This is a genomic window from Hymenobacter sp. B1770 (assembly GCF_049896385.1).
Lineage (GTDB): Bacteria > Bacteroidota > Bacteroidia > Cytophagales > Hymenobacteraceae > Hymenobacter.
Window position 1 is genome coordinate 50,181 of the sequence record NZ_JAFCUF010000001.1, and the last position, 12,204, is coordinate 62,384.

7 protein-coding genes are annotated in these 12,204 nt (G+C 57.3%); 4 read left to right on the forward strand and 3 right to left on the reverse strand.

Going from position 1 to position 12,204, the window contains the following annotated elements; genetic code table 11:
* Positions 1-358: 358 nt before the first annotated feature.
* Positions 359-1,117 carry a T9SS type A sorting domain-containing protein gene (locus ACP7AJ_RS00190; protein WP_426058167.1) on the reverse strand — a complete coding sequence of 253 codons (759 nt, stop codon included), beginning with the start codon at positions 1,115-1,117 and terminating at the stop codon, positions 359-361.
* A 1,753-nt stretch (positions 1,118-2,870) separates the two neighbouring features.
* Here ACP7AJ_RS00190 and ACP7AJ_RS00195 point away from each other — a divergent pair.
* The 3 genes from ACP7AJ_RS00195 to ACP7AJ_RS00205 all read left to right on the forward strand — a co-directional run bounded on the left by ACP7AJ_RS00195 (position 2,871) and on the right by ACP7AJ_RS00205 (position 6,442).
* On the forward strand, positions 2,871-4,307 hold the full coding sequence (locus ACP7AJ_RS00195; protein ID WP_426058168.1) for an amidohydrolase family protein: 1,437 nt from the start codon (positions 2,871-2,873) through the stop codon (positions 4,305-4,307).
* Positions 4,308-4,684: 377 nt separating this feature from the next.
* Positions 4,685-5,038 carry an ASCH/PUA domain-containing protein gene (locus ACP7AJ_RS00200; protein ID WP_426058169.1) on the forward strand — a complete coding sequence of 118 codons (354 nt, stop codon included), beginning with the start codon at positions 4,685-4,687 and terminating at the stop codon, positions 5,036-5,038.
* Positions 5,039-5,275: 237 nt separating this feature from the next.
* Positions 5,276-6,442: a Gfo/Idh/MocA family protein gene (locus tag ACP7AJ_RS00205; RefSeq protein WP_426058170.1), complete on the forward strand. Its 1,167-nt coding sequence runs from the start codon at positions 5,276-5,278 to the stop codon at positions 6,440-6,442.
* 17 nt (positions 6,443-6,459) lie between these two features.
* Here the strand turns inward: ACP7AJ_RS00205 and ACP7AJ_RS00210 are convergent, their stop codons facing one another.
* Positions 6,460-6,660, reverse strand: a complete 201-nt coding sequence (locus tag ACP7AJ_RS00210; RefSeq protein WP_426058171.1) for a hypothetical protein — start codon at positions 6,658-6,660, stop codon at positions 6,460-6,462.
* Between the two features lie 355 nt (positions 6,661-7,015).
* Positions 7,016-8,959 carry a 1-deoxy-D-xylulose-5-phosphate synthase gene (gene dxs / locus ACP7AJ_RS00215; protein ID WP_426058888.1) on the reverse strand — a complete coding sequence of 648 codons (1,944 nt, stop codon included), beginning with the start codon at positions 8,957-8,959 and terminating at the stop codon, positions 7,016-7,018.
* A gap of 305 nt (positions 8,960-9,264) precedes the next feature.
* Between dxs and ACP7AJ_RS00220 the strand changes: the two genes are divergently transcribed.
* Positions 9,265-12,183, forward strand: coding sequence for a TonB-dependent receptor domain-containing protein (locus tag ACP7AJ_RS00220; RefSeq protein WP_426058172.1), 2,919 nt, complete (start codon positions 9,265-9,267; stop codon positions 12,181-12,183).
* The last annotated feature ends 21 nt before the right edge of the window (positions 12,184-12,204 follow it).

A 12,204-nucleotide genomic window follows, 5' to 3' on the forward strand; every position in this document is an offset into this window, starting at 1 on the left:
GCCTGGGAGCACATTAGAGGCACTTGTAAGCCTTCAATCATTGTCTACACGAAGGAATTGAACGGTTGAGCATACGCCTGAAGGCTGACAATGTTAATGCAATTTGTTGGTATTATCAATTTATCGATTGTTTTTCCTTCACAAAAGGATAAATTTTTCAATTCTCCACTAGAACTGATTTTTTGTTTCTCTCTATGCTGCTCTTACCGACGGCTGCTTTCCGGGCAACGGCGCTGCCTGTTAAGCTCGACAGCCAATTTTCGGTATTGTTCGCAAAAGGCTTCATAACAAAAAAGACCAGCGCTGTTAGGGCGCTGGTCTTTTTTGTTATGAAGCCTTTCTAAGGCCTTACGGCTACCTAGCGGTGGCTAATGCGCAGCACCTGCTGCTGGCCACCCTGGCGGATGGTGAGGTAGTACATGCCCAAGGGGAGCGAGCCAGCCTCATCCAAGCCAACTTTCTGCGCACCTGCAGCAAATGAAGCTGTTTTGGTAAGCACCGTCTGGCCCAACACGTTGCGGATAATGAAAGTCACTTCGCTGGCAACGGAAGAGTTGAACTCAACCTCCACCTTTTTGTCGTACGGATTCGGAAATACGCTGGCATTGAATGCCGTCGAGGCGGCAGCTACCTGCAGCGCGCGCACCGGCGAGTAGCTGTCTTCGCCCGACACATCTACCTGATGCAAGCGGTAGTAAACCGTAGTGGCTGTAGTGCGCACCAAACCGGCATCTACAAACTGGTAGTTGGTGCGGGCACTGGTATTACCAGCTGCCTCACGCTTGCCGATAACACTGAAGGTTTCACCATCGAAGCTGCGTTCGATGTCAAAGTAAGCGCTGTTCTTCTCAGTAGCGGTGGCCCAAGTGAGTACCGGCGTTTTGTCGTTCCAAGCAGCATCGAAGCTGATGAGCTCAACGGGCAGGGGCCCAATTACATTTATGAATGATGTTGCGAAGTTGCATGCAGTGGTTCTCGAATCTACGACCCTGTACTCGGTGGGGAAAAAAGGGTTAACAGTTATTTGTGCTGCAGTCTCGGTAAGGGTAGTTGTGACACCATTAGCTGTGGCGAACCAAGTAAATGGGGCTATTCCGTTAGTAGTAGCCAGAGTCACAGCTGTGCCACGAGTTACGGTCCGCTGCAAGGGGCTCACGGTCACCCCAGGGTTTCTGGTAACAGTTGCATCCTGGGTTGAAGTGCCGCACGAAGCCGTTGATATCACTACACGGTAGGTGGTAGTGGTGGTAGTTGCGGTTGGCGTTGGAGGCAGATTTAGAATTTGCGAACGTGAAATGACGGTACTGAAATTAGGTCCCTGAAACCACTGAAAGGTAGCACCAGAAACGTTCGTTACGGCTTCAATGGTAGTAGACTGCCCAGCACAAATTGTTTGTGTAGTGGGGGTCACACCAAAAGTTGAGGTCTGAAGTACCGTCACAGTAGTGGTTGCAGTTGTGGAGCCGCAAGCCGTGGTAGCTGTTACAGTATAAGTAGTCGTTGCTGATGGATTAGCTATTACCGAAGCACCGGTAGTTGTGTTTAGGCCTGCGCTTGGCGACCACGTGTAGGTAACGTTTGCGTTTTCTGAGCTAGCGGTTAGAGTCACTGAGCTACCGCTACCAGTACAGATAGTTGCAGCGCTTGGAGTAACTGTGACAGGAGCTACCGTGCCGGATGAAGTGATTACGGCCGTCGACTCAAGCAGACCGCAATCTGCGGTCTGTACTTGAGCGGTGTACTTTTTAATTACTTCTCCGGTGGTGCCTGCAACGGGTGGGGGGGTAAAAGTCCGATCAGTGCCAAGAGAAGCCTGAGTAGCATCATCAGCATCATACCACTTGTATGTTGCCCCTGATACATCGCCAGTGTAGAAGGCCTCTAACGTGGTAGTTTCACCATAACAAACCCTATTGCTGCCTGGCCGCGCCGTCAAAGACTTTACAGGAACCACAATTTGCTGGGAAGACGTGCCGCAGCTAGTTGTAGCCGTAACGGTGTAGGTAGTCGTAGCAGTAGGCGTTACTGTCAGGCTACTCGGCCGGGGAGCAGTCGTAGAGGCACTGTTCGTGATAACGGTAACCTGACCGGGGGCAGTCCAGGTATAAACACCGTCGGTTGCACCAGAAGCAGTTAAAGTTACCGATGAGCCTGGGCAAATACCCAGACCGGCTACACTGACGCTGGGCTCAAGTGTAAGCGTTGGAGAGAGAGTCAAATATCCGTATACATTCTTACCGGATTGACCACCGCAAGGATTAGGACCAGTGTAGGCTCCCGAAGTTGCATTTTGTTGGAACCTGTATATAACGGTCCCGGTGAACGCCGGGATTATTAAAGTGGCTTTTGTACCTCGCGCGGCATTGTCAATAAAAGAAAGAGTTATAACATCAGTATCATCGGTGGGGTCAGCGGGGTCGGCTCCTAGCGAAGTCACTCTAGCCCAAGTCAAATCAGCTGGCGAATCCGATTCGCCTTGGATTACATAATCCGCCCCAGCGACTGGGCACACGTCTGAAGATATACCACTTCTCCCGTTGGGTATAGCTGCTGTCGTGGTTCCGGAACCCTGCGGATAAGTAAAGGTGATAGTGTTGTTACACTGCGCATATCCGGTAAGTGGGGATAGAAACAGTAGCAAGCCTGAGCAGCTCAGAAGCGTAAGTAGTTTTCTCACAGTAGCAATTGGTTAAATGGTCAATATTACTATTCATACTAAACCAATACAAACATACGGCCTACCAGAGAGGTCTTCCTATCTTTCCTACATTATTTATCAAATTACACATTATATAATATTTATATTTCAATTTAAATACAATATCGACAAATTCTACTGCACTCCAAACAAATAACTTTTCTAAAAGAGCATGTACTTCTCGGCTTTTCAATACTGGCTGTTATCACTTTGCCTGTCATTAGCAACAGTTCAAATTAGCCAAGCCCAGCAGTTTACCTCGCAGGTACAGGAGTTCATTAAAGTGGCTTCGACAACCGTTGCCCTCACCGATGCCAAGGTGATTGACGGAACTGGCCGACCCGCCCAGCTGCATCAAACGGTGCTGCTGCAAAACGGCCGCATCGTGCAAGTGGGTCCCGTGAAAAAGGTGAAGGTGCCCGCTGGGGCCCAGGTAATTAACTGTGCGGGCAAAACGCTCATTCCCGGCTTGGTGATGCTGCACGAGCACTTGTACTACACCATGCCGGCGGGCAGCTACTTCAACATAGCCCAGATGCCCTACTCTTTTCCGCGGCTGTACCTGGCCGGGGGCGCCACCACCATCCGGACGGCCGGCAGCATCGAGCCCCAGACCGACCTGGCCATTAAGCGCATGATTTCGGAGGGCAAAGCCATCGGGCCCGACATGGACGTGACGGCGCCCTATATTGAAGAGCCCAGCATGGACATTCCGGCCCTGAGCACGGTGAAAGGCCCCGAAGACGCGGCTGCCACCACCCGGTTTTGGGCCGACAAAGGCTGCACCTCTTTCAAGATGTACATGCACGCCACCCGGGCCGACCTCGCGGCCGTGGTGCGGGAGGCCCACCCGCGCAATCTTAAAATAACCGGCCACCTCTGCTCCATCACCTACCACGAGGCCGCCGAAATTGGCATCGACAACCTCGAACACGGGTTTATGGCCAGCTCGGATTTCGTGCCCAACAAGGTGGCCGACGTGGCCGACTACCCCGCGGCCCGGCAATCGCTACTGCGCCTGCCGGTGAATAGCCCCGAAATGGCGAGCCTCATTCGCTTCTTGGTCAGCAAGAAGGTGGCCCTCACCTCTACCCTGCCGGTGTTCGAGCCTTATACCGGCCGCGAAGTGGTGCTGGGCGGCGGGCTCGAATCGTTGATTCCGCAGCTTCAGGAGCGCGAAGTGGCCACTTGGAAGCAGAATCAGCAGAAGGACACGGCCAGTGTGCGGCTTTTTAAAAAGGAAATGGCCTGGGAAAAGCAGTTTTACGATGCCGGCGGCTTGTTGGTATCGGGTACCGACCCCACCGGAGCCGGCCGCACCGTGGCAGGCTACGCCAACCGGCGTCAAATTGAGCTACTCGTCGAGGGGGGCTTCACGCCGGTGCAAGCTATCAAAATAAGCACCCTGAACGGCGCCACCTACCTGGGCCGCGAAAAGGAAATTGGCACCATTGAGGCGGGCAAGCAGGCTGACCTCATTCTCATCGATGGCGACCCAGAGAAAGACATTCAGCAGGTGCGCAAAATGGAAATCGTGTTTAAAAAGGGCGTGGGCTTTGATTCGCCTAAGTTGTTCGAGTCGATGAAAGGCAAGGTGGGCCTCAATTAGGCGGGCAGAGAGGGTTCGCTCTCCGGCAATGGAAATTTATTTTTTGGAAAGTAACTGGTTGCCGCAGACGATGCTCTGCGAGCCAGCGCCCCCCGAATCCATCAGCGCAGAATGCCGCCAGAGAACCCGGAAAATCGATTGGGGAGGAGCTAACCAAAGCCAGAAAGCACCCGACAAATGAGCCGTGGTTGACGCTCTTAGTGAGTGAACCCTGCTGATTTACTAGACGTTAAGCACCCTACGCCATTAGTTTTTATTACCTTTTGGCTACCTTCAAAAAGCCACTTACTCATTAGGCTCTTTTCACTACCCCGTCCTCAGCCAATGCAGTGCGCGGCCCAATGCCCTGGGGCTTTACTTCTATAACGATTATCCCGATGACGACCAATCTCGCTTTCCCCGAACAATTCGTTCCTCAGTTTCAAATCTCAAGCCCAACCCAGCGGCCCACCCACGAACTCAAAACCTGGCCGTCCTGCTTTGCTGCTGCCAAGGCGGGCAACAAGCCTTTCGACGTGCGCGAACACGACCGCAACTTCCAGCTCGGCGACAAGCTACTCCTGCGGGAGTATGACCCGGAGAGCGAGCAGTTCACTGGCCAGACCATCACCCGCTGGGTGAGTTACGTGCTGGAAGGGGGCGCTTTCGGCGTGCAACCCAATTGGTGCGTGCTGGGCTTTAGTGACATTCCCCCCATCCCATCGGGCATGACAGACATCCGTCTTTGGTAAAACGGCCAGGAACCATCCGAGGACGGCTAACTCCCCGCCTTGGGGCCCTGCTCCACCCTACCACGGCGGTTTTGTTAGTCGTCGAGTTAACTGCTGAACCCGCTGCTGCTTTTTTAAGCGAACTTCACGCTCTGGTTGGGGCACGCATTTGAAGGAATCACGTCATTTTCCGGGGCTTACCCATAACCTGCGGTTGGCAAAGCGGGTAAGCATAGGCATGTCTAAACTGCTTGTGCTATGAAAACTCCAGACGACTTTCTTTCTTCTCGCCGTGCCTTTGTTCGCAACCTATCGCTAGGGGCCGGGGCCACTCTGGTGGGTGGGGCCGCTTTGGCCAGCCCCCTGCATTTCTTGGCCGACGGCCGCACTGCCGACCGCAAGCTGGGCGTGGCGCTGGTTGGCTTGGGCAAGTACAGCACGGGGCAACTGGCGCCGGCCTTGCAGGAAACAAAATTGTGCCGACTGGCGGGCATTGTCACTGGCTCGCCTATCAAAGCCGCTCAGTGGAAGCGGCAGTACAACATTCCGGACAAGAACGTTTACGATTACAAAACCTTCGACCGGATAATTGACAACCCCGACATCGACATCGTGTACGTGGTGTTGCCCAATGCCATGCATGCCGAATATGTGGTGCGGGCCGCCCAGGCCGGCAAACACGTTATTTGCGAGAAGCCCATGGCCACCACCACGGCCGATGCACGCCGGATGCTGGCAGCCATGCAAAAGGCGGGCAAGAAGTTCAGCATTGGCTACCGGCTGCACTTTGAGCCCCACCACCGCGAAATGATGCGACTGGGCCAGCAGCAAGCTTTTGGGCCGGTGCAGCGCATGGTGGCCGATAACGGCTTCAAGTTCAACAACGACACGCCTTGGCGCGTGAGCAAGGCCTTGGGCGGGGGCGGCCCTCTCCTGGACATGGGCATTTACTGCCTCCAGGGCTGCCTTTATACCAAGGGTCAGCTACCCGTTTCGGTCACAGCCAAATTTGCCCCCAAAACCGACCCGGTGCTGTTCAAAGAAGTGGAAGCCGGCATAAGCTGGCAGCTTCAGTTTGCCGACGGCGCAGTGGCCGACTGCCGCACCAGCTACGCCGAAAACATGGCTAGCCGCCTGCGTGCCGAAGGGACTAAGGGCTGGGCCGAGCTGTCTCCGGCTTTCGGCTACGGTGGCCTGCAGGGCCGTACCAGCCAGGGCCCCATGAACATTCAAAACGTGAATCAGCAAGCCGCCCAAATGGATGACTTTGCCGATTGCATCCTCAACAATAAGCCCACCCGCGTGCCCGGCGAAATGGGCCTGCGCGACGTGCAGCTGCTCGAAGCTATTTACCGCGCTGCCGAGACGGGGCAAAAGGTGCCCATCAAGGACGTGGCACCAGTATTCGACCGAGTGGGCCGCTAAGGATACCGCAACTGAAATTACAGCTGCAGCCCAATAAATGAGCCGCTCAGGGCGCCGGTTGCCTGGAACGTCACTTGAAAGCTGCCGTCTACTTTGCGCGTCTGGGTGTTGTAGGTCGTGGTGCCGGTAGCAGCCGTGCCGGCCGCTCCGTCCAGCACGGCTTCCAGCCCGGTAGTTGTGTAGGGCGGAGGTGTGCCGCTTTCCCTTATAAAATTCAAAGTCAGAACTTTGCCGCTATTGAGTTTGCCGGTAAGAATTAACTCTGGGCTACCGGTTTGATAATTGTAACTTACCACCCTCGCGTCGCGCAGCGGGTATCCCGGTGCTCCTGCTTCCGAGACTGTCACTGTAATAGCCTGGGACGGAGTGCTTGTAGGCGACGGCTGGGGGTCAATGGTGGCGGAGCCGCAACTGCTGAGCAGGCCCGCAAGCGCCACAGCACCGAAGATTGTCTGAGTAGTGAGCACACCGTAAGGATTTAGTAATCAAATCGCACCAATAGCCGCCAAGGCTCTGGAGCCAGCACGCATCCGTGAGGTTAAGGCGCTGCCCTCTTGGCAAAGGCTCGTTGCTTTAAAAACTCTTGCTCAACGACTGGGCAATGACTTGTTCGCTCATTTCCCGCACAGCTGCAGCAATGCCCACGGCATCAAACCCACATTCTTTATATAGTTCATCCTGCGAGCCGTGCTCGACCACACGGTCCGGCATGCCGAGGCGGCGCACCGGCATATGAAAGCCATGGTCAGTGAGGAATTCCAGCACAGCCGAGCCGAAGCCGCCTGGCAGGCAGCCGTCTTCTACGGTTACAATGGAGCGGTAGCGGCGAGCGATGTCGCGCAGCATCTCCTCATCGAGCGGCTTGCAAAAGCGCATGTCGTAGTGGCCCACGTCGAGGCCTTCGGTGGCCAAGGTTTCAGTGGCGCGTACTGCGTAGTTGCCGATGTGGCCGATGCTGAGAATGGCTACGCCGCCCTCGGCGCCTTCGCGTACCACACGGCCCGTGCCGATAACAATGCGTTGCAACGGCGTGCGCCACTGCGGCATCACGCCCTCGCCGCGCGGGTAGCGGATGCTGAACGGACCGGCATTTTCGGGTAGGGTAGCGGTGTACATCAGGTTGCGCAGCTCCTGCTCGTTCATCGGGGCCGAAACCACGATGTTGGGGATGCAGCGCATGAAGGCCAAGTCATAAGAGCCGTGGTGGGTGGGGCCGTCGGCCCCGGCAAAGCCGGCGCGGTCGAGGCAGAAGACCACGTGCAGGTTTTGCAGGGCCACGTCGTGCACCACCTGGTCGTAGCCCCGCTGCATAAACGAGGAATAGATGTTGCAGAACGGCACCATGCCCTGGGTGGCCAGACCGGCTGAGAACGTGACGGCGTGCTGCTCGGCAATGCCCACGTCGAAAGCGCGGTCGGGCATGGCAGCCATCATAATGTTCAGCGACGAGCCCGAGGGCATGGCGGGCGTCACGCCCATCACCTTGTCGTTGGCTTCGGCCAGCTCCACCATGGTGTGGCCAAACACGTCCTGGTACTTTGGCGGCTGGGGCTTATCCGGGGTCTTTTTGTAAATCTCGCCGGTGATTTTATCGAACAGGCCCGGCGCGTGCCACAGGGTTTGGTCCTTTTCAGCCAGCGCGTAGCCTTTGCCTTTCACCGTTACGCAGTGCAGGATTTTAGGCCCGGGAATGGTTTTCAAGTCGTTGAGGATGGTGACGAGGTGCTGCACGTCGTGGCCATCTACAGGGCCGAAGTAGCGGAATTTCAGGGCCTCAAACAGGTTGCTTTGCTTGAGCAGGGTGGCCTTCATGGCAGCTTCTACCTTGCGGGCAATCTGCTGGGGGTTGGGCCCGAATTTGCTGAGCTTGCCGAGCACGTTCCACAGCTCATCGCGCACCTTGTTGTAGGTATACGAGGTGGTGATGTCTGTCAGGTATTCCTTGAGCGCGCCCACGTTGGGGTCGATGCTCATGCAGTTGTCGTTGAGAATAACCAGCAAGTTGGAGTTGGCCACACCGGCGTGGTTTAGGGCCTCGAAGGCCATGCCAGCCGTCATGGCCCCGTCGCCGATTACGGCGATGTGCTGCCGGTCTTTCTCCCCTTTGTAGTTTGAAGCCACGGCCATGCCCAGGGCCGCCCCAATGCTGGTGCTGCTGTGGCCCACGCCAAAGGCATCGTACTCGCTTTCGCTGCGCTTAGGAAAGCCCGACATGCCGTGGTAGCGACGGTTGGTCGGAAATTTATCGCGGCGGCCGGTAAGAATTTTGTGCCCGTAGGCCTGGTGGCCCACGTCCCACACCAGTTGGTCGTAGGGTGTATTGAACACGTAGTGCATCGCCACCGACAATTCGACCACCCCGAGCGAGGCACCAAAGTGCCCGCCGTAGATACTCACGGAATCGATAATGAACTCGCGGAGTTCGGTGCTAAGCTGGACTAATTGCTCGGGAGCGAGCTTTTTAAGGTCGTCGGGCGAGTCAATCGCCGCTAAGAGCGGGCCGGGTTCAACTATCATCAGGGCAGCGTCGGTGGGATGGTGACGGAGTGTAACCATCTGGCCAGCTAAAAGATTGGCGGACCTGCACAAAGGTACGACAGCGCGCGAAGAGCGGTTGTTGAAAGCGGCATAATCGGGGTGTTAGTCGGGGTTCACAGCTTGATAATCTAGTTTCCACCAATTAAGGTGCAATTCGTAGGGACCTTTGCGTATCGGCAAGCCGATGAAGCCGCTTGGCGGTTATCTGAATTAACAAAGTCAAAAAAGAGGCGCCGGGTGCAACCTCCGGCCCGAATTGGGGCACTTTGGCTGCTATGTATTGTATGAGACAAAAATTACCGGCTACTGCCGTTCTGCTCACTGCCCTGCTGGGCACGACTCAATTGGCCTCCGGCCAGCAAAGCCCGGCCGGCCGGCCCACGGCACCCGCCCCTGCTGCGGCCACTGCTCCGCCGCGGGCCGCTACCGGCCGCATTACTGGCACCGTAACAGAAGCCGGCACGGGCAAGCCCGTTTCTTACGCCACGGTGGCCGTGCGCGACGCGGCGGGCAAAGTAGTGAACGGCGGCGCTGCCGACGACGACGGTAAGTTTGTGCTAGTAGGCATTCCTGCTGGTACCTACACCGTGCAATTCAGCTTCCTAGGCTTTAAGAATGAGGAGCGGTCCGGGGTGGTGGTGCTCGCCGGCGAACCCGTAAACCTGGGCTCGGTGACCATGGCAGCAGCCACTCAAAAGCTGGACGAAGTAGTGGTGACGGGCCAGAAGGCGCTCATTGAAGAGCGGGTAGACCGCACGGTATACAACGCCGAAAACGACCAGACCACCCGCGGCGGAGACGCCACCGACGTCCTCAAACGCGTGCCCATGCTGAGCGTGGACCTCGACGGCAACGTGAGCCTGCGCGGCAGTTCCAGCATTCGGGTGCTCATCAACAACAAGCCGTCGACCATTGCCGCCAGCAGCATCGCCGACGCGCTAAAGCAGATTCCGGCCGACCAGATTAAGACCGTGGAAGTTATTACCTCGCCTTCGGCCAAGTACGACGCCGAAGGCACGGGGGGCATCATCAACATCATCACCAAAACCAATACCCTACGGGGCGCCACCCTGGGCATTAATACGAGCGTGGGGCTACGCAGCAGTACCATGGGCCTGCAAGGCAGCTTGCGCACCGGCAAAATGGGCTTTTCGCTGGGCGGTTTCGGCCGGGGCCAGTACAACACCCCGGGCGAGTTCTCCAACACGCAGGTGACCCGTAGCCTCGGCACTGGCGCGGCCACCACCACGGTGCAGGATGCCGACACCCGGCAGCAGGGCCTGTTCGGCCGCTACTCGCTGAGCTGGGATTACGACATCGACAAGTTTAATTCCCTGCAAGCGTCGGTGTCGTATGGCACGCGCCGGGGCCAGAACAACCAGGACGGGCTGGAGCGCACCAGCTTCGCCGGGACTTCGCCCACGGGCACGCCCTTTAGCAGCGATTTGCGCAACACGTTTTCGAGGGATTTGTCGGGCACCGTCGACGCCAGCCTCAACTACACGCACGTCTTTGAGAAGCCGCAGCACGAATTCAGCGTACTGACGCTGTTTAGCCGCAACGACCGCACCAACACCTTCACCAACACGGTGTTGCGCTCTACGCAGCCGGGTCCCTCGCGCATCGAAAACGACAACCCCAGCTTTAACGAGGAATACACGATACAGCTTGATTATCAGAATCCCATCAGCAAGGCCCAGATTCTGGAGGTGGGGGCCAAGAACATTGCGCGCCGTGTAAATTCTGACTACAGCACTACTGCTTTCGGAGCCAACGGCGAAAGGCTGCCCACGGTGGGGCTACTGGCTTCCAACAACGTATTCACCTACCTCCAAAATGTAACGGCAGGCTACGCGGCTTATACCCTGGGGATGCCCAAGGGCTTCACCCTGAAGCCGGGCGTGCGCTACGAGTACACCACCATTGAGGCCAATTTTGCCCGGTCAGAAGCTCCCGATATTCCGAACTACGGCGTGCTGGTGCCCAGCCTAAACCTGTCGCGCAAGCTCTCGAATGGCAACGTGCTGAAGTTGGCTTACAACCGCCGCATCCAGCGCCCCTCGCTGCAGTTCCTGAACCCGAACGTGAACGCCCAAAACCCCAAGAACATCAGCGAGGGCAACCCCAGCCTGGAACCCGAATCCACCAACAACTACGAGCTGGGCTACAGCACCTTCTACAAGCGCCTGAGCATGAACTTCAGCACTTTCGTGCGCAACACCACCGGCTCCATCGAAGCCCTGCGCACGGTGCGTGGCCTCGACACGGTGTCGACTACGTTTGCCAACATCGGCCAGCAGAATGCGTACGGCGGCAGCCTGTTTGCCAACATCAACAACGGCAAGCTCAATCTGAACGCAGGCACCGACGTCTACTATACCACCCTCACTAACAACGTGCCCGACGCCAATTTCAACGCCTCCAACCAGGGCTGGGTAATAAGTGGCCGAGTGGGGGGTTCCTATAATTTCACGCCAGTGTGGGGCGTGCAGGCCTTTTCCTTCTTCCGTGGCCGCCAAGTGCAACTCCAGGGCGAACAGAGCGGGCAGTACTTCTACACCGTAGGCGTGAAGCGTGATTTTGCGGAAAAGCGGGGCAGCCTCGGCTTTGGGTTTGACAACTTTTTCACGCCCACACTCACTGTGCGCAGCACTGTGGTGTCGCCCCTTATCGACCAGGCCAGCCGCAACTTGTCCAACATCATTGGCTTTCGGATTAGCTTCAATTACCGCATTGGTAAGCTCACGGCGGCTCCTCCACGCCGCAGCAAGAGCATTAACAACGATGATTTGAAAAGCGAAGGCGGTGGCGGCGGCGACGCTGGTGATGGCGGCGGTGGCGGTGCTCCCGCGGGCGGGCGCCCGGCCGGCGGCGCCCCCGGCGCGACCCCAGGCGCACGGCCCGGTGCCCCCGGCACACCTGCTGGCACGGCTCCCAACGCCGTCCCCGGCGCCCAACCACTGACCTCTCCCGCCGACAGCGCCACCACCGACTCGACCCGTACCATCCCCCGCGCCTTGCCGGGCGCGGTTCCGGCTCTGCTTCGCCCCACAGCGCAGCCTTCCGACTCGACCCGGCGCCAACCTACGGCACCGCTCCCCGCGCCCGCTAATCCAGTTAACAGGCCGGCCAATGCGCCATCGCCTGGCACTACTACGCCGGGCGGCATCACGCCCGCTGGCAGCCCCGGTGGCCGTCCGTAACCGATGCGCAGATATAAGGCA

Bases quoted from the DNA above. Each gene is read 5' to 3' on its own strand.
- ACP7AJ_RS00195 (WP_426058168.1), top strand. From the start codon at position 2,871: ATGTACTTCTCGGCTTTTCAATACTGGCTGTTATCACTTTGCCTGTCA.
- ACP7AJ_RS00200 (WP_426058169.1), top strand. From the start codon at position 4,685: ATGACGACCAATCTCGCTTTCCCCGAACAATTCGTTCCTCAGTTTCAA.
- ACP7AJ_RS00205 (WP_426058170.1), top strand. From the start codon at position 5,276: ATGAAAACTCCAGACGACTTTCTTTCTTCTCGCCGTGCCTTTGTTCGC.
- dxs (WP_426058888.1), bottom strand. From the start codon at position 8,959: ATGATAGTTGAACCCGGCCCGCTCTTAGCGGCGATTGACTCGCCCGAC.
- ACP7AJ_RS00220 (WP_426058172.1), top strand. From the start codon at position 9,265: ATGAGACAAAAATTACCGGCTACTGCCGTTCTGCTCACTGCCCTGCTG.